The organism is Peribacillus sp. GL_122, from assembly GCF_057835005.1.
Genome location: NZ_CM174415.1, coordinates 4,857,790 through 4,874,589, shown reverse-complemented (window position 1 = coordinate 4,874,589; position 16,800 = coordinate 4,857,790). Strand labels below are relative to the sequence as shown.

The 16,800-nt window shown below is 35.3% G+C and carries 19 protein-coding genes and 2 pseudogenes; 13 read left to right on the top strand and 8 right to left on the bottom strand.

Features of this window, described 5'->3' with window-relative positions; translation table 11 throughout:
• Positions 1-154 precede the first annotated feature (154 nt).
• Together AC3ISB_RS23630 and AC3ISB_RS23625 are read left to right on the top strand one after the other, a co-directional pair.
• Positions 155-712: a hypothetical protein gene (locus AC3ISB_RS23630; RefSeq protein ID WP_489274621.1), complete on the top strand. Its 558-nt coding sequence runs from the start codon at positions 155-157 to the stop codon at positions 710-712.
• Positions 713-873: 161 nt separating this feature from the next.
• Complete coding sequence (locus AC3ISB_RS23625; RefSeq protein ID WP_056529075.1) at positions 874-1,260, top strand: hypothetical protein; 387 nt, start codon at positions 874-876, stop codon at positions 1,258-1,260.
• A 228-nt stretch (positions 1,261-1,488) separates the two neighbouring features.
• On the opposite strand, the gene AC3ISB_RS23620 is transcribed toward AC3ISB_RS23625, so the two are convergent.
• Together AC3ISB_RS23620 and AC3ISB_RS23615 are read right to left on the bottom strand one after the other, a co-directional pair.
• The gene (locus tag AC3ISB_RS23620) at positions 1,489-2,118 is read right to left on the bottom strand and encodes a YczE/YyaS/YitT family protein (protein WP_056529072.1); all 630 of its coding nucleotides are present in this window, start codon (positions 2,116-2,118) and stop codon (positions 1,489-1,491) included.
• Between the two features lie 2 nt (positions 2,119-2,120).
• Positions 2,121-2,816 (bottom strand): YjjG family noncanonical pyrimidine nucleotidase, encoded by a 696-nt coding sequence (locus AC3ISB_RS23615; RefSeq protein ID WP_056529069.1) that lies wholly within the window; start codon positions 2,814-2,816, stop codon positions 2,121-2,123.
• 77 nt (positions 2,817-2,893) lie between these two features.
• Here AC3ISB_RS23615 and yeiL point away from each other — a divergent pair, with 77 nt between their 5' ends.
• A complete protein-coding gene (yeiL, locus tag AC3ISB_RS23610; RefSeq protein WP_056529066.1) occupies positions 2,894-3,565 on the top strand; it encodes a transcriptional regulator YeiL in 672 nt (223 codons plus the stop codon).
• Between the two features lie 517 nt (positions 3,566-4,082).
• Here yeiL and AC3ISB_RS23605 read toward each other — a convergent pair.
• From AC3ISB_RS23605 to AC3ISB_RS23590, 4 genes and pseudogenes are all read right to left on the bottom strand, one after another.
• Positions 4,083-4,199 (bottom strand): annotated as a pseudogene (locus AC3ISB_RS23605) (YjcZ family sporulation protein); the annotation flags it as partial.
• Positions 4,200-4,508: 309 nt separating this feature from the next.
• A complete protein-coding gene (locus AC3ISB_RS23600) occupies positions 4,509-5,609 on the bottom strand; it encodes an NAD(P)H-dependent flavin oxidoreductase (protein ID WP_489274619.1) in 1,101 nt (366 codons plus the stop codon).
• Between the two features lie 34 nt (positions 5,610-5,643).
• Complete coding sequence (locus tag AC3ISB_RS23595) at positions 5,644-6,846, bottom strand: YbfB/YjiJ family MFS transporter (protein WP_489274617.1); 1,203 nt, start codon at positions 6,844-6,846, stop codon at positions 5,644-5,646.
• Positions 6,847-6,892: 46 nt separating this feature from the next.
• Complete coding sequence (locus tag AC3ISB_RS23590) at positions 6,893-7,282, bottom strand: tautomerase family protein (protein ID WP_148357754.1); 390 nt, start codon at positions 7,280-7,282, stop codon at positions 6,893-6,895.
• Between the two features lie 166 nt (positions 7,283-7,448).
• On the opposite strand from AC3ISB_RS23590, the gene AC3ISB_RS23585 reads away from it, so the two are divergent.
• The 6 genes from AC3ISB_RS23585 to AC3ISB_RS23560 all read left to right on the top strand — a co-directional run bounded on the left by AC3ISB_RS23585 (position 7,449) and on the right by AC3ISB_RS23560 (position 12,781).
• Positions 7,449-8,339 (top strand): LysR family transcriptional regulator, encoded by an 891-nt coding sequence (locus AC3ISB_RS23585; RefSeq protein ID WP_489274615.1) that lies wholly within the window; start codon positions 7,449-7,451, stop codon positions 8,337-8,339.
• A 252-nt stretch (positions 8,340-8,591) separates the two neighbouring features.
• Positions 8,592-8,948 (top strand): DoxX family protein, encoded by a 357-nt coding sequence (locus AC3ISB_RS23580; RefSeq protein WP_069981781.1) that lies wholly within the window; start codon positions 8,592-8,594, stop codon positions 8,946-8,948.
• 30 nt (positions 8,949-8,978) lie between these two features.
• On the top strand, positions 8,979-9,746 hold the full coding sequence (locus AC3ISB_RS23575) for a pirin family protein (RefSeq protein ID WP_489274613.1): 768 nt from the start codon (positions 8,979-8,981) through the stop codon (positions 9,744-9,746).
• Positions 9,747-9,790: 44 nt separating this feature from the next.
• Positions 9,791-10,234, top strand: a complete 444-nt coding sequence (locus tag AC3ISB_RS23570; protein ID WP_489274611.1) for a MarR family winged helix-turn-helix transcriptional regulator — start codon at positions 9,791-9,793, stop codon at positions 10,232-10,234.
• 444 nt (positions 10,235-10,678) lie between these two features.
• Positions 10,679-11,881, top strand: coding sequence for a macrolide family glycosyltransferase (locus tag AC3ISB_RS23565; protein ID WP_489274610.1), 1,203 nt, complete (start codon positions 10,679-10,681; stop codon positions 11,879-11,881).
• Between the two features lie 390 nt (positions 11,882-12,271).
• Positions 12,272-12,781: a DinB family protein gene (locus tag AC3ISB_RS23560; protein ID WP_230178584.1), complete on the top strand. Its 510-nt coding sequence runs from the start codon at positions 12,272-12,274 to the stop codon at positions 12,779-12,781.
• A gap of 263 nt (positions 12,782-13,044) precedes the next feature.
• Here the strand turns inward: AC3ISB_RS23560 and AC3ISB_RS23555 are convergent, their stop codons facing one another.
• A complete protein-coding gene (locus AC3ISB_RS23555; protein WP_098372108.1) occupies positions 13,045-13,455 on the bottom strand; it encodes a DUF3021 domain-containing protein in 411 nt (136 codons plus the stop codon).
• The gene (locus tag AC3ISB_RS23550) at positions 13,452-13,910 is read right to left on the bottom strand and encodes a LytTR family DNA-binding domain-containing protein (RefSeq protein WP_098372107.1); all 459 of its coding nucleotides are present in this window, start codon (positions 13,908-13,910) and stop codon (positions 13,452-13,454) included. Before AC3ISB_RS23550 ends, AC3ISB_RS23555 begins: the two co-directional genes overlap by 4 nt.
• 406 nt (positions 13,911-14,316) lie before the next feature.
• On the opposite strand from AC3ISB_RS23550, the pseudogene AC3ISB_RS23545 reads away from it, so the two are divergent.
• The 4 genes and pseudogenes from AC3ISB_RS23545 to AC3ISB_RS23530 all read left to right on the top strand — a co-directional run.
• A pseudogene (locus AC3ISB_RS23545) lies at positions 14,317-14,475 on the top strand (VOC family protein); the annotation flags it as partial.
• A 206-nt stretch (positions 14,476-14,681) separates the two neighbouring features.
• Positions 14,682-15,053, top strand: coding sequence for a DoxX family protein (locus tag AC3ISB_RS23540; RefSeq protein WP_289321072.1), 372 nt, complete (start codon positions 14,682-14,684; stop codon positions 15,051-15,053).
• Between the two features lie 209 nt (positions 15,054-15,262).
• Entirely contained in the window at positions 15,263-15,397 is a 135-nt protein-coding gene (locus AC3ISB_RS23535; protein WP_269083778.1) for a hypothetical protein, read from the top strand.
• A 470-nt stretch (positions 15,398-15,867) separates the two neighbouring features.
• Positions 15,868-16,746 (top strand): LysR family transcriptional regulator, encoded by an 879-nt coding sequence (locus AC3ISB_RS23530; protein ID WP_489274606.1) that lies wholly within the window; start codon positions 15,868-15,870, stop codon positions 16,744-16,746.
• The last annotated feature ends 54 nt before the right edge of the window (positions 16,747-16,800 follow it).

The following is a 16,800-nucleotide window of genomic DNA, read 5'->3' as shown; positions in this document are numbered from 1 at the left end:
GTCCTATAGAACTAACGGGTGCGTTAGCTGAAGATCGGAGCTGTCTTTAAGGCAGCTTTTTCTTTATGGAACTAACGGGGCAGATTAGTTGAACAAGGGTAATTCATAATTTGAATAGAATATGTAGAGTGTAGGTTCATTTGAAGAAAATGAGGTGGATAACATAAAGAAAATTCTTAGTTTATTGTTTTTGTTTGTATTGTTTATTGGTGTAGTTGCTTGTAACAAGGATGTGGTCAAAGAAAACGGTGTGGAAACAGAGGGGAAACCTGTTAAAGAGGAAAAAGTGGTCAATATAGAAGAGGCAGAAAAATTATTTAAAGGTTATTATACAGAACGATATACAGTTAAAGACCCATCCAATCCTCCAACTTTTGATGAAATCGCAGACAATGTTAAAGGTTATTTATCAGAAGATGAATATAAAGCTCAAATTGCGAACCGTTATTATTCATTACCAACAATGATATCCAAAGAAATTAATAAAAGTATTAAAGTACAAGATGTGAATCTTGAAGAACAAAGTAAAAATGATGATGGGACAATAGATTACACATACACAACGATATTTAAGGTTTATGACGAGAATTCATCTGAAAATTATGAGAAAGAAGGAGAGCTAACCATATCAACTACAAATAACGAATTAAAAATAACTCGTGATTGGAGTAGAGGGGTAAAAATTGACGGTTTAGAACAAGGTGGACTTTAAGAGCTAATAGAACTAACGGGTGCTTTAGCTGAAGATCGGAGCTGTCTTTAAGGCAGCTTTTTCTTATTGAACTAAAGGGGCAGAATAGTTGAAGAAGAACATAAGAAAAACAGTGCATTTGTAAAAACTAATTTCTATTACTTGAATTCTGGGTGGTTATAATGACAAAAAGATTTAAAACTATTTTAATGACGCTATTCATAATATTATTTTTATTTATGGCTGGTAAACATCTATTGGATTTCTTATTTGAGGATATGTGTGGAAACGATATTAAACAAAAAACCCCTTCTCCCAGTGGTGAGAATGTGGTTTACACTTTCGAAAGAAGTTGTGGTGCGACAACGGGATATTCACCCCAATTATCGATTTTAAATAAAGATGATGATTTCCAAAATGAATCAGGAAATACATTTAGGTCAGATAAAGATTTTTCGATTGAATGGCTTAATGAAAAGAACCTAAAAGTTATCTATGATAAATCTTCTGAAACTTCCGAAATGGATAAAAAGGTGAATGGGATTAAGATTAAATATGTAGGTAAATAAAAGCCTGGTATATTCTTTTAAGTTATTAAGCTAACAGGTGCTTTACTTCTATATGGGGCTGGAAACAGCTCCATTTTCTTAGTGAACTAAAGGGGCAGGTTAGTTTAACTGTAGTGTTACAAAAAAGATTGATCATTTAGAATAAAGTTCGATAATTTATATTAAAGTTTGATAAAAATAACCTCTTTGGATTCTCAACCGTAAGAGGTTATTTTTTAGTTATGCTATTTATTGAGTTTGGGGTTTCTGTTGATAGTTTTTAAATTTCAATCGTGTATATGAAATAATGCCGGACAATAAGAAGAAGCTGATAATCGTTCCTTCACGAATATTGATTGGTAAATTGTATAGTAGTGATATTGTTATTGATAGAATAATGGAGAATACATCGACACAATATCTGTATTGAGAGAAAGGGCGTTTTGTTAAATCAGCTATTCGTAAACATAAACTTTCAATAGGAAAAGGAATAATATCTAATGATAAAATAATGCCTGTTGTTCCACCGGCTAGTATCGCACCGAAAATAAATAGTCCGATTCTTAATAAATAATTCTCTATGTGAATCGCACCGAAAATAGTATAGAGGAAAAAATTAATGACCATTCCAAAGAACAAGATGGAAATGAACATCAAAGTAAATTTTCTAAAATCCTTTTTTTCACATAGTAAGATATATCCGATTAGAAAAATGAGATTTGCAATGATTGTAATTGTGCCAACTTTAATGGAAGTCCATTCAGATATGGATAAATTCATCGCATTAAAACTGCTGACACCAACATCAGCTTTTAATGTAAGACTAATGCCGATAGCACTTACTATATAGAATAGAATCGATTGAATTACTTTTTTCATGATTATTCCTCTAATAAGTCCATTATTTGCATTAAATTTGGTATCGTATATGTGCTCTTAGGTGAACATGATTTAGGCATGCTTCTCTTAGGGTTAAACCATACACAATCAATTCCGACATTGATAGCTCCTTGAATATCCGATGTTAAACGATCACCTATCATTAAAAATTCTTCTTTACGGCTTGTATGCAGGGCATCAAAAATATAGTAAAAGAAATGGGGATTCGGTTTTTCATAACCAATTTCTTCGGAGATAAAAAGTTGCTCAAAATATCCTTGTAGCTTGGCACCTCCTAATCTTTTTCTTTGAGTCTTTCCTACACCGTTTGTTCCAACATATAATTTATAATCTTGCTTACTTAAAGCATTTAATAATTCATGTGCATGGGTAACGGTCTTATGTCCTTGGTTTAAATGTTCACGGTACATAGCTTCAACTTTTGCTCCGTTTTCATCTATATGAAATTCCTTCAAAAAAAGTGAAAAACGCGTTGTCAGCACTTCTTCACGAGAAATCAAGCCTTCCTCTAATTGATGCCATAATCCATCATTAATGCGCTTATAACATGCAATTGTTTGTTTGTTATCGGGCAACTCGTACAGCGTAATAATTTGTTTTAAAGCCTTTTCTTCTGAATCTTGAAAATCAAGTATCGTATCATCTAAGTCAAAAATAATATGTTTGTATTTGTTCATTCCAATCCACCTCTTGGTAGTAATATATCGAAAGGAACAATATAATAATAGGAGATATCTCATATTGAGGTGATAAAATGGAAAAAATCAATTTGAAGGATTACGCTGAAAATTTTGTGGATATATATAATGATATTCAAGAAACTTTTCCGAAAGCAGTTTTACATCAGGCTTTTATTTGTAAGTTTTCTTCTAATGAATATATAGTGCGCTTTGATGAAGATATTCAGTACTTATTTTTATTATTGGATGGGCGGGCAAAAATATATATAGTACACGAAAATGGAAAACGTGCGCTGATTCAGTTTCTAAAGAAAGATGATTTTATTGGTGAATTATCCTTGATTGAGGTGGAAAAGAATTTAAAAGATGTTGTGGCAATAAATGACTGCACTTGCTTAGCGGTTCCATTGGCTTCATCGAAAGAGCATCTGTTAAATGACAATCGTTTCCTCCATAATTTATCAAAATATTTAGGTGATAAATTACTTAAAAGAACGGATCATTACACAGCTATGCAGGATTATGAATTCAAAAATCGATTGGCCAAATATATTCTTCAAATAGAAAACGATGGATGCTTTCAAGAGAAGCATACCGAAACAGCAGAATACGTGGGGGTAAGCTATCGACATTTATTATACACACTTAACCAATTCCAGGAAGACGGATTATTAGAAAAAAAAGGAAGAAAATATTTTATCATTAATAAAGAAAAGTTAGAAAGATTGAGTTCAAAAAAGGATTAATTTAGTATGATTTGATAACTTGAAATATAAACAAGTTGTTACACTTTTTTCTTATCACAGAAACGAATACTGCTTTGCTAAGATACGTTTTCAAATTTTTAAAAAAGCTAATTGAATATTTACTACCACCATTAAAATTTAAAATTAACCAAATCTTTTGCGTTTTTTCATTCAACCAAAATCTTTAACATAGCCTAATAAAATAAAAATATTATTAAGGTGAATTAATATTCTGTTTGTGATGTTCCTCACTTAAACTAACGGGTGCGATAGTTCATTAAGATATGAGATCCTTGAGGAGTCTAAGCGTAGGAAATTCGGGGCTTTATTTTTCTAAAATGTATTATCATAGTTTTTCGCGTTTTGTCGTCTGGACCATAATTAGAGTGTTCAAAATAACTATCATTCCTCAGAAATAGGAATCAAATTTGAAGCACCGACCAATAAAGGTCGGCATTTTTCATACTATTTAGCAGCAGCCTCCGTAACCGCCCCCGTAACCATAGCCACCGCCGCCGTATCCACCGACAAAGCTAGCTCCAACAATGATTAGGAGTATAAACAATACGACTATAAAGGCGAAACCTCCACCAAATCCAAAACCGTCATCACAACTTGATTCACAACGTGACATCTAGAAACATCTCCTTAATTGTTTTTAAGGAGGAAATTAAATAAATGGGTAATATCACATTATGCTCAAATTAGGAAAATGACACAATAGTTTCCACTCCATCTCTGTTCATAGGATAAAATGTTGGAGGTACCTCTTAATGAGCTAACGGGTGCGTTAGCTTAAGATCGGAGCTGTCTTTAAGGCAGCCTTATCTTTATGAAACTATTTAGGCAGTAAACACTTGCTACTATTATAGAGAAACGATGCAAAAAATGGTCACCAGGAATATCTGGTGACCTTATTGTATGAATGGCAATTTTAGATTTATTAAAGAGCAGTGAGCTGCTGCCTCAACATCTGTAAATTTATTTTAGCTTCAGACATAATATCTTTCATTAATCTTTCAACGGTTTGACTCTTGGCTAATCTTGGACTTTGTCCAGACCAGAGGGACATGAAATCTTGATTATTTTGTCCACTGGACGTTTTTCTAATTACTTGAGTTAATAGGTTTTGAACAGGAAAATCGGGTACAAGCAATTCATGCTCCAGCATATCTGCAATGAATTTGTTTTTAATACCTCTTGCCCATTTACCAGAAAAGGCACGAGTAAAGGTTGTCTGGTCTTCATCAACATTCAAAATGGCTTCTTTATGTACCTTATGTGCCCCACTTTCTATACAAGTCAAGAAAGCTGTACCCATTTGTACACCTTGTGCTCCTAAGAAGAGTGAAGCCATTAATCCTCTTCCATCCATAATTCCTCCTGCAGCAATAACAGGTATGCTTACATTGTCAACAGCCTGCGGAATAAGTGACATTAAACCTACTAGGCTCTCCTGATGACCATCAATAAAGTTCCCGCGGTGCCCGCCAGCTTCACTGCCTTGCATAACAATCATATCCATTCCCGCTTTTTCATTTTCAACGGCTTCCCTTACCGTTGTAGCTGTTCCTATAAGAGTGATGTTATGCTGTTTTAATTCATCCATCACTTCCTTAGGAGGAATACCAAATGTAAAGGAACAAATAGATACATTCTCTTCAATGACAACCTTAACTTGTTCAATGAAGCTTTCATAAATTTTTTTATACTCAGGAATGTCAAAGCTGTCTGTTTGTTCTAAATTTAATTGCTTACGAATGGTGTGTAAAAGCTGGTTAGCTGATTGGACTGCGTCAGGCGTTACGTTAAATTCGTTTGGCACGAATAGATTGATGCCGAAAGGATTTGAAGTTAACTGCTTGATTTCTCTAATCTGCTCTCTCGTTTGTATTGGTGTCTGATAGCCTGCTCCGATCATTCCAAGTCCTCCAGCATTGGATACCTCGGCTACTAAATCCGAAGTGGTGATCCCGCCAGCCATAGGAGCTTGTATAATAGGATTCTTAATCTTCAAATGCTTCATCATTTCATTATTTAACATCAATGACTCCCCCAATTTTGTATATTAATCCTAATTAATTCTCTTCTGTTTTTTTTATATTGGATGGATGAACGTTAGGGTTGATCTCGAAATGAATCCCACTTGAAAGCAAAATTGCCCCAAAGAAGACAACACTTGCTGCGCCAATAAAAGTAGCATTAAAATCATGTGTGAGTGATGATAAAACCCCAGCAAGAGTTGGTCCTATCAACTGTCCAATAGCATAAATAGCGGTCAAAATGCCAATCGTCCGACTGCTATCAGATGGATTCATTTCCCGTCCCAATGTTGTAGCCAGGGTGGTGATACCCATAAACGTGGCTCCAAATAATAAAGCACTTATGACAAAACTAGTTTTTGACATCCAAAAGGCTGGCATCGCAATACCAAAGGATTGCAGAGCCATTGCAAGCACTAAAGATTTAATGAATCCCCATTTTTTAGCTAGTAAAGACCAGATGAGACACGATGGAATCGCAGCCAATCCCACCATCATCCAAACTAAGGTAGCACCATTATGAAAGTATGTGGTCTTTTCAGCGATGGATACGATAAACGTTCCTGTAACAATGTAACCCAATCCTTCTAAACCATACGCAATAATCAACCATATAAGCCATTTAGCGGGAGGCACTTTTACAATCATAGCTTGTTTATTTTTCTTCTCGACAACGGTAGGGGTTTCATCGAGCCAGATCCATACAAAGATCGCAAGAATTCCACTCACAACAGCTAATCCTATCCATGTTCCTTCCCACCGAAATAAATGGTTTAAACTCGGAATCATTAGACTGGATAAAAAGATTCCCAAACCTACTCCCCCATAAAAAATCCCCGACCAACTGGTTTTTCTTATAGTTGCAAGTTTATCTAACACGATACCGGAGGCTAAGACCAACACAAACGCACTGGCAAACCCTGATAGAAAGCGAAGTCCATTCCAAAGTAAATGAGAGTATGAGAGACCCATTAGGGCAGTGGTTAAGATACTGATGATTAGACTTATTCTTAACAAAATGGTTCTATACTTCTTAAAAGGAATGGCACCTGCTAAAATTGCTCCAAGCAAATATCCTGCGTAATTACTGGATGCTATATAACCAGCAACTGTATTTGATAAAGAAAGTTCTTTTTGCATAAGGGGAAGGATGGGAGTATATGCAAATCTTCCAATCCCCATAGCAATGATTAAAGAAAATATTCCCCCTATTAAAAAAAGATAAGATTGATTTTTCAAAGATTCTCCTCCAATGAAATTGTATACGTTAAGCATACCTTTATAGCTATAATGAACCTGTTAGAAACTGTGCTTCCCCTCGTCCAAAACTCCAGTCAGCATCGCTGTTTTCTGTTATAGAAACCATCAAGTCCTGTGGAGAAATCCCACAGTCCGATTCAAGTTTATGAGCAAGAAGTGAGTATAAGGTTTCTTTCTGTTTTTCAGTTCTTTTTTTACTTACAATACTAATGATCACTAGGTCTCTGCTTCTTTTAAACCCCAGTCCGGTATCCTCGATTATTAGCTCATGCGGCGGGTGCTGATGAACTATTTGATAACGATCACTTTCAGGCACTTGGAAAGCTTCCACCATCGCATGGTGAGCCGAATCCAATAATTTTTTTAACGTTTCTTCGTTTCTTCCTTCTACCAAATCAAAACGTAATAATGGCATTTTGTGTATCTCCCCTCAAAAGAAATAATGGTTTTAGAGTGTCCAATTGAAATGTAGGATATTATAAGCATATCTTTTCTTTGCTATATGGTATAATACTTAAAATTTATATTTGGTATCACTCATAATGATGGCTAAAGGATAAATCAACTAAGGAGAGATTATTTTGGATTTGCATTCATTAAAAATTTTCCAGAGTGTTGCTAAGATGGGGAGCATTTCTCAAGCAGCAAGGGAACTTCAATATGCACAGTCAAATATCACGATGAAAATACAGCAGTTGGAATCGGATCTTCAAACAACTCTTTTTTATAGACATAATCGCGGCACTGCATTAACTGACAAAGGAAGCATGTTGCTAACATATACAGAAAAAATATTCGACCTCATAGAAGAAACCAAAAATATGATGAATGATGATCAAACACCTAGAGGTCCGTTAAATATTGGTTCAATGGAAACAACCGCAGCAGTTCGCTTACCAGTCTTGTTTTCAAAGTATCATAAAGATTTTTCGGAGGTCGATTTAACTTTAAAAACAGGCTCCACTGAACAAAATATTCAAGCAGTCCTTCAGAATGAATTGGACGGAGCTTTTGTGGCTGGACCCATTAATCACCCCGATCTCATTCAGAAAGAAGTATTCGAAGAGGAACTAATTCTCATTACAGATACAGTTCATCCTCCTATATCTTCTATCGAAGATATTCAAACAAGGACGCTGCTTGTCTTTCATGCAGGATGTGCTTATCGGGAAAAGTTTGAACTATGGTTAAAACAAGAGAAGATGATACCAAATAAGATAATGGAATTTGGCACTATAGATGGGATCATCGGCTGTGTCGCAGCTGGTCTAGGTATAAGTATGCTTCCACAAAGTGTTATTGCAAAGCATGAACAAGACGGCCTTAGACAACATTCAATTCCGAATCTAAACGGAAAAGTCAAAACAGTATTCATTTATCGAAAAGATAAGTATGCACCTGCGTCTTTAATGAATTTTATCAATATGTTAAGTGATGAGGAGGAATTGTTAGATAATGAAAGGTTAATTTAAGCGGGGGTTATATTAACAGGTCCATTACTTCAATAACAGGGGTTGCTGCGGCAGCCTTTTTTTTGTGGAGTAAAAGGGGCAGGTTAGTTTAATGAAAATAATCATGAATAGTAAAACAACAACTGAATAACTAAATTGGTATTTTTGTTGACATGAAACATATCCTAATGTTAGGCTATATTTATCATAATGTTAGGATAAATAATTATAGGATAAAAAATAGTGAAATAAATGGAAAAGGGGAGAGAAATAATGAGTGTATTGTCAATTATTCTTCAAGTTATATTAGGATTGGGATTCCTAATGTTTGGATTTATGAAGTTCGGATCAAAGCAAATGGTGGAAGGGTTTAAGCATTATGGGTATCCAGGATGGTTTAGAGTGTTTACAGGTATGGCAGAAGTCGTTTCAGCGGTATTGGTTATCGCAGGTATTTGGAATGAGAGTTTAGCTGCATGGGGAGGATTATTCATTGTAATAACGATGATTGGTGCCGTTTTTACTCATATTAAAATGAAAGATACTGTAAAACAAATGATGATGCCGATCATTTTATTCATTCTTGGATTAGTGGTTCTACTTATAAATTTCGGAGCTTTGCTTGGATAAATAGCCAATTGACCTATAGGAGGGTTAAAAATGGAAATTAAAATTATTAAACCAGAAGATCAAGCACACGGGCAGTTTGATGACGGAAAAATAAAAGAGCAAAAACCGATTGGCTTTTCTGGAGAAGGGTCTCTAATAAATCGACTAGGACCATTATTTTACTGGGCTTGGGGGCATTCTCAAGAACATGCAGAAATTGGGCTGCACCCACATCAAGGTTTTGAAATCATCACCTATGTGATAAAGGGTAAAGCTTATCATCGGGATACACTTGGTACGGAAAGTGTTGTAGAAGAAGGGGGAACCCAGCTCATGCAAACAGGCTCCGGTGTGTATCATGCAGAAGCATTAAAAGAACCATCGGAAATCTTTCAAATCTGGTTTGAACCGCATTTAAGTCAGGCTGTAAAACGTACACCGTCTTATTCACAATACGACTCCAATGATTTTTCTATAACGGATAAAGATGGTGTGAAAATAAAAACATTACTAGGAAATGATTCGTCAATGAAAATCGTGACAGATGCTTCGATGTGGGATGTAATCATTCCAAAGGGAACAGTATATACTCATGGCATTTCATCGGATCGTATATTAGCTGGTTTAGCCATCAGGGGCGATGGAGCATTTTCATTAGACACGAATGAACCCACTCGTGTAGCAGAAAAAGATTTTGCCATCGTTCAATCAGGACAGGGCGGAGACGTAACAATTCAAGCATTAGATAAAGACTTTAGAATCTTCCTAATTGAAGTTCCGACTGAAGTTGATTATCCTTTATACAGAAAACCAAAATAACCAATTGTAATTTCAAAAGTTAGTTGTAATAGGAGGTTCGGTGAATGTATCAAGGAGATCAACAAAGCCAGATTGATTTACGTCTTTTCCGTATCTGGCTTAAGGCAAGTAAAACTATTTTTGGTCATGTCGTTAAAGATATTGAAAGACACGGGATTAGTTCAGAGAATTTTATGATTCTGGAACTTCTTTATAATAAGGGACCCCACTCCATTCAAAAAATTAGTGAAAAATTGTCTATTCCAAGTGGGAGCATCACTTACGTTGTGGATAAACTTGAAAAAAAAGAATTCGTTAAAAGGGAGCCAAGTCCAACAGACCGCCGAGCTTCAAACGTAGTTCTAACTGACAAAGGACAAAGTTTATTTAAAGAAATCTTTCCCCAACACGTTGAAGTCATATCTAAAAATTTGTCTTTTATAAGTAATGAGGAAAAAATACAGTTAGCGAATCTGCTCAAAAGGCTTGGACTAGGTGCACAGGATTGAGATAACCAAATAAATAAAAACACACCACAGAGGAAGAAAAATAAGCGATTGTAAAGAAGCAGAAACGGTGCGTGCACCATCTTCAAAACAATACCTTACAAACAAAGACCGTTTAATTTCGGTCTTTTTTTTTGATTAGGCTAAGGTTGAATTTGTAGTTTTTGAAGCGAAGATTTTAAGTTTTGAAAGATTTAATCATTTCATCTGCTCAAGCAATTCATACCTAAAAAGACTATCATCTGTACATAAGTAAAAAAGAAAAAGAACAATCTGGCCCTTTATTTGAAGAAGAATGGTACCTAAACGATATTAATTTTAGATTACAAGGGTGATTAGGAGTTTGAGGTTTTCAAGTATTGTACTATGATAAATTTAAATTATTTGAGTTGGGAAGGGTATGGGACAGTGACCATACTCTTACAGAATTACCTAAGGAGTGATAAAATGTCACGTGTTTTATTTATTAATGGTGGATCAGAAGGACATATCAATCCAACTCTTGGAGTTGTGCAAGAGCTTATTTCGTGTGGAGAAGAGGTAGTGTACTTTACGATAGAAGCTTTTCGAGAGCGTATTGAGAAGACGGGAGCTACTGTACGAACATTTGACGGTGAAAAATTTATAAAAGCTTTTATCTCAGGTGGAAGAAATTATTTACTCGAAAGAATCAACGGTCTTTTACGTACGGTAGATATCGTCATACCTAGCGTTCTTGAACAGATCAAAGGAGGGCATTTTGATTACATCATCCACGATTCTATGTTTGGTTGTGGACATTTACTTGCCAAAATCCTTAAGCTTCCTGCAATCAATTCTTGTACTTCTTTTGCGCAGACAAAAGCATCATTCGATAAAATGTTGGAACAGCTTTCTAAAGAAATCCCTACAGAAATAGTTAAACGTATATACGATGAATTTCAAAGCCTGAAGGGAATGGTGAAGGGGAAATATGATGTGGAGATCCATTCTCCTTACGAAGTTTTTTGTAATCCTGCACCACTTACAATCGTTTATATAACTAGGGAGTTTCAACCTTTTGGAGAAGCATTCGACAAAACATACAAATTTGTAGGTCCATCCATCTCTTCACGATTAAAACAGGATAACTTTGACCTTGCTGCTATCAAAGGAAAAAGTCCCATTTACATTTCACTCGGGACAGTTTTTAACCGTGCTGTTGATTTTTATAAGCTTTGTTTTGAAGCATTTGGAAATATCAATCACACGGTTGTAATGTCGATCGGTCAACAAACCCCACTAATTGATTTAGGAGAGATCCCCCAAAACTTCATTGTGAAAAAATATGTTCCACAAACGGAAGTGCTAAAATACACTAAATTATTTATCACACATGGTGGTATGAATAGTACCAATGAGGGACTCTACTACGGGGTTCCGCTAATTGTAATCCCACAAAGCGCGGATCAGCCAATTATTGCTCAACAAGTTGCCAATATCGGAGCAGGTATTAAATTACAAATGCAAAGCTTGAATGCAAATCAACTGCGTGAGGCCGCAGATCATGTGTTAAACGACCCATCTTTCCATAAAGCTGTTTCAAGTATAAGGGAATCCTTTCAAAAATCGGGTGGATATCACAATGCGGTTGATGAGATTTTTGAATTTAAAAGTCAATATGATATCTAAATATTAAAATTTATCAGCTGCCATTATCGGTGGCTGATAAAAGGTTTTGAAAAACATCAACCGAGAATGTTTCAAAAGAAAGATATTACGTCAGGGATAATTTAAACCTTGTTAAACTAACAGGTGCTTTAGCTGATGATCGGAGCTGTCTATAAGGCAGCTTTTTCTTTATGCAACTAACGGGGCAGATTAGTGGAATAAAAAGTGAATTAATCCATTATTATCTGTATTATGTTAACTGCATAAATCAGTTGTACAGAGATAATAAAGTTGTTTAATTTGCAATTATTTTGCGGTAATGAAATTAAATATCAAATAAAGGAAATATCTTCTTGACAGTCGAATATTAGCCTAGAACCATAATTAACTATTCCGATGAGGAGGATTCTTGTGCGTCCACGCCCATTATCTATTGAAAATCCAGAGTATGATAGGTATGTTAGTCTTGTGCCAGATGGAGATATTGAAGAAATACTTAGTAAGCAACGAACTAAGACCATTACCTTCTTGAGCAGCATATCAGAGGAGTCAGCAAGGAAGGCGTACGCACCAGGGAAATGGACTTTAAAAGAAGTGATTGGGCATTTGGCCGACGTGGAACGTGTGATGTCGTATCGAATGCTTGCCATTGCACGAAATGAAAGTGCACCACTCCCAGCAATGGATCAGGATCAATACGTTTCTGCGGCAAACTTCAACAAATTATCCTGGGAGCAGCTACTAGCTGGTTTAGACATGGTACGCTCCAACACGTTAAGTCTTATTTCAACCATTGATGATGCAGCGTGGGATCGTTATGGAACTGTAATGAACAGCCCAGTTTCGATAGGTACTTTTGCATATGGCATTGTCGGGCACGAGTTACACCATATGAAAGTGATTAGTGATAAATACTTATAAGTCTTTTTCTATTAATGAAAAAACCTAATTTCTCATTTAATGCTGAGAAATTAGGTTTTTTAATATTGAAACTTCCTTAACGTTGTAAATCCGCATTTTCCTGACTCTACCCCTTAATGAACTAAAGGGGCAGTTTACTTTAATAACCACAATATTTCTGTATGGAAAATCAAACAAAAAATCTTCCAAGGCGGAAGATTTTTTTATTTTAAATTGGGATATCCTTGCTAGCCCAAAGCCCAGTACCTCATAAACATCAATTCTCATAGTTTCTTTAAATCATCATTTAATTTCCGTGCTTGATTTTTGAAGTAAAGATAAAATGCAACCCAAAAGATCGTATAGACGACAATGGAAATTAAGAGTGTTAACAAAATGTTGGTAATATTAAATGGAATCCAGCCAATCGTGAGTGCCAAGATGAGGTATAGGATTATGATGGTTAAAAAATGGAGAATCGTCTGCTGGGATAGTTTCAAATTCCTGTTTTCAAAGTATAAGGGACTGACTGTAAAAAACCAGCCACAAAGAGCGGAGCCGATGGAGTTTTTCAAAAATAATGGTCCATCTATCATTTCGAAGCCACCGAAAAGGATATATAAATTGGTGACTAAAACCGCAATAAAGCATCCGAAGAAAATACCGATAAAACTGCGGATTATAAATGTTTTCATTCTACTTTCCTCCTGTTCAATTTTAGAGCTTCTTTAATCGCAGGGACATAGGTACGAGACACATATTCTTTCTTTCCTGATTTGAAGTAAACGCAGAGTGTACCATTGAATAATGCTTCAAAACGGCTCAATTGATTCAAATTGGCGATAACCGATTTAGACAGACGGATAAATTTTTTAGAAGGGAGCATGGACTCGAGCTCATATAATTTCTCTTTTAAAATAAAAGAATCTTTTTCTGTTACGGCGATAATATGATCGTTTTCGGTATGAAAATAGTGGATGTCATCCGGTTTGAGAATATGTTGCATTTCTCCCTTTTTTCCAATCAGGAATTGTTGCTCCCTTCCATAGATGCAGTCAATTAGTTCCTGTATATTTTCATCCAACTCAGGACCTTCGATGGTAACTCTTGTTTCTTTAAATGCTTTGTCAATATTAAGGAAAAGTTTCAAATTTCAGACACCTCTTTTCACCTAAAATCCTCTCATTGACTTTCTAATTTATTGTATGATGAAATTCCTTTCTAGTCTCCGTAATTCCAGTAAGTGGAAGAAAAATGAAGGGTAACTTGTGGAAAATAGTTGGTGACTTACATAAAAGGAATCATATGATCCGTTTAACGAAAACAACAATTTGTTGAGGTAGTTATAAAGAAGGCCATAAAACCTTCAACTGTGAGAGAGGAATGGTTACAGTATTTTTTGATGAGTATTATTCATTACTTTGTGAAGTATTGTACTTAAAGTAACGGGTGCGTTAGCTGAAGATCGGAGCTGTCTTTAAGGCAGCTCTTTCTTTATGCAACTATCGGGGCAGATTAGTTGATTAAGAAAAAGAAAGAATAAAAGGAGCTATATCATGATAAAAGGTTTATACGAAGCACATTTACCAGTAAGTAATATAAATCGTTCAATTGAATTTTATGAGGGACTTGGTTTGCAATTTGATTACAAGGTTGAAGACAGATTGGCTTTTCTATGGATTGAAAAAGATAAAAGTTGGTTGGGATTATGGGAAACAGTTACATTACCTACAGGAGTTGCATTGAATGAATATGGTTGGCTACCGGCACCTATCTGTTAAACAATGATTTTGATTTTTCTTCTGACTCAGGAAGCACATTTTTGATCAAACTTTTGAAAAAGGGATTGTGTAAATATTTACCGAATATCCTGTTAAAGAACGGTCTCGATTAATTGCTATTATTCACATAACAATAAGGAGTGGTAATTATTACATTATCAATTGTACTTCAATTATTATTAAGTTTTGTGTTTTTAATGACTGGTTTCGGAAAGATTTTAGGGACTAAAATGCAAGTCGAATCTTTTGAGCATCTTAAATTTAAAAAAGAGTTCCGGGTAGTAACAGGGTTAGCGCAAATAGTTGGTGTAATCGGATTGATTATAGGTATTTGGTATCCGGGTGTTGCATCATTAAGTGGTATCTGGATTGGAATTATTATGATAGGTGCAGCCGCAGCACATATAAGGGTGAAAGACCCATTTAGCAAAGCTGTGCCTGCAGTTGTATTGTGCATAGTCGCTTTTTTTATCATGCTATTGAATATCTCCGAACTGACTAAATTGTTCTGAAATATTTCATAACTGAATGAAAACAATCTCGATTAATTAAGTAATTTCCTTAATGAACTAAAGGGTGCTTTAGCTTAGGATCGGAGCTGTCTTTAAAAGGCAGCTTTTTCTTTATGCAACTATTGGGGCAGGATAGTTGAAGAGTGCTGTTTGACCTTTATTCAACAATTGGGCCAGATTGTTTAGTAGTTTTAGGGAGGTGTTAAAAGATGGAATGGTTTACTTTTTTTGTTTTTCCAGCATTCACTTTAGGTGGAATAGCTTTAGGGCTCGCCCTTCACTCAATCAAAAAAATAAAGAACATGGAAAGGAGAGTTGAGGAATTAGAAAATAAAAATAAATAAATCTATGACTTTTGTCAATAAAGTGTCCCAGCTAAACTTTAAGTGGATTTTTACAATGATTATTCCATAAAAGGGCGCGATTCTTTAATAAGGATCGCTTTTCTTATTGAACAAACGGGGCAGGATAGTTGAAGAGTGCTGTTTGACCTTTGTTCAACAATTGGGCCATTTTGTGGAATAACTCTTTAAAAGGAAATTGAACATTTATGTAATAAGAATAAAAAGAGCACCAATAAAAATATGAAGGTTTTTAAAAACAATGAGGTATACAATTTTCATTGTATATCGAGATTTACCACTTTTAAGAATAAATGAATTTGTTAAAGGATGTCCAAAAATCATCTTCCCAATTATGTAGAATCGAACACAATAAAATATAATGAATAATTAGAAGGTTGTTCGAAATGAAAATATGGAACCATTAAGTATGACGGGAAGGAATTATAATTATAGTACCGGGGAGTTTTAAAATGGATATTCAACATCTTAAATATTTTGTAGAAGTAGCCAAACAAAAGAATTTTACGAAGGCATCTGAGAGCCTGCATGTATCTCAGCCTTCCATTAGTAAGATGATAAAAAGCCTGGAAGTGGAGCTTCAAGTGACGTTGCTAGATCGTTCGGAGAGAAAAGTGGAGCTGACAGATGCGGGCAAGATTGTTTATGATCAAGCATTGAAAATTTTGCAGATGATGGAAGATATCCATTCTTCTGTAAACGAAGTCGTTCATGTAAAAAAGGGAACCATTAAAATGGGATTAATGCCGACTTTGGGTGTAATGTTATTTCCGAACGTGTTGGCTGATTTTAGAAAGGGTTATCCGCAAATTGAAATGCAAATGGTCGAATTTAGCGGGAAACAATTAGAACGAAAAGTAGTACAAGGGGAAGTGGATGTGGGTATTACCGTATCATCAGTTGACTCTGAAGTGTTTGGATCCATCCCCTTATTCAAAGAAGAACTAGTTGTCATTGTTGACAGGGATCATTGGCTGTCGGAAAGAAAATCAGTACTTTTATCCGAATTAAAGGAGGAAGCCTTTATTCTTTTTACCGAAGACTATGTTCTGCATGATGTGGTTATGAAGGCCTGTTTGCAATCGGGATTTGAACCTAATGTAGTCTACAAAAGTTCCTTATGGGATATCGTTGGAGAGATGGTAGCGGCACAATTTGGGATATCTGTTGTTCCTAAGTCGGTAGCAAACCGATTTAAGGATCAGGTTTCTATTGTTTCTATTACTTCACCTCAGGTTGATTGGGAATTGGCATTGATTTATAAAAAGAATAAGTATCTTTCCTATGCAGTTCGGGAGTTCATTACTTATCTTCAGGAAGGAGAAACCTAACTATAACTTCATGGAATAGTTTTGATGTCTTTTATATATTTTGCGAATCGTGAA

Excerpts from the sequence above, each read along its gene's own strand:
- AC3ISB_RS23625 (WP_056529075.1), top strand. The coding sequence starts at position 874 with ATGACAAAAAGATTTAAAACTATTTTAATGACGCTATTCATAATATTA.
- AC3ISB_RS23620 (WP_056529072.1), bottom strand. The coding sequence starts at position 2,118 with ATGAAAAAAGTAATTCAATCGATTCTATTCTATATAGTAAGTGCTATC.
- AC3ISB_RS23615 (WP_056529069.1), bottom strand. The coding sequence starts at position 2,816 with ATGAACAAATACAAACATATTATTTTTGACTTAGATGATACGATACTT.
- yeiL (WP_056529066.1), top strand. The coding sequence starts at position 2,894 with ATGGAAAAAATCAATTTGAAGGATTACGCTGAAAATTTTGTGGATATA.
- AC3ISB_RS23600 (WP_489274619.1), bottom strand. The coding sequence starts at position 5,609 with ATGTTAAATAATGAAATGATGAAGCATTTGAAGATTAAGAATCCTATT.
- AC3ISB_RS23590 (WP_148357754.1), bottom strand. The coding sequence starts at position 7,282 with ATGCCATTATTACGTTTTGATTTGGTAGAAGGAAGAAACGAAGAAACG.
- AC3ISB_RS23580 (WP_069981781.1), top strand. The coding sequence starts at position 8,592 with ATGAGTGTATTGTCAATTATTCTTCAAGTTATATTAGGATTGGGATTC.
- AC3ISB_RS23575 (WP_489274613.1), top strand. The coding sequence starts at position 8,979 with ATGGAAATTAAAATTATTAAACCAGAAGATCAAGCACACGGGCAGTTT.
- AC3ISB_RS23570 (WP_489274611.1), top strand. The coding sequence starts at position 9,791 with ATGTATCAAGGAGATCAACAAAGCCAGATTGATTTACGTCTTTTCCGT.
- AC3ISB_RS23565 (WP_489274610.1), top strand. The coding sequence starts at position 10,679 with ATGTCACGTGTTTTATTTATTAATGGTGGATCAGAAGGACATATCAAT.
- AC3ISB_RS23555 (WP_098372108.1), bottom strand. The coding sequence starts at position 13,455 with ATGAAAACATTTATAATCCGCAGTTTTATCGGTATTTTCTTCGGATGC.
- AC3ISB_RS23535 (WP_269083778.1), top strand. The coding sequence starts at position 15,263 with ATGGAATGGTTTACTTTTTTTGTTTTTCCAGCATTCACTTTAGGTGGA.
- AC3ISB_RS23530 (WP_489274606.1), top strand. The coding sequence starts at position 15,868 with ATGGATATTCAACATCTTAAATATTTTGTAGAAGTAGCCAAACAAAAG.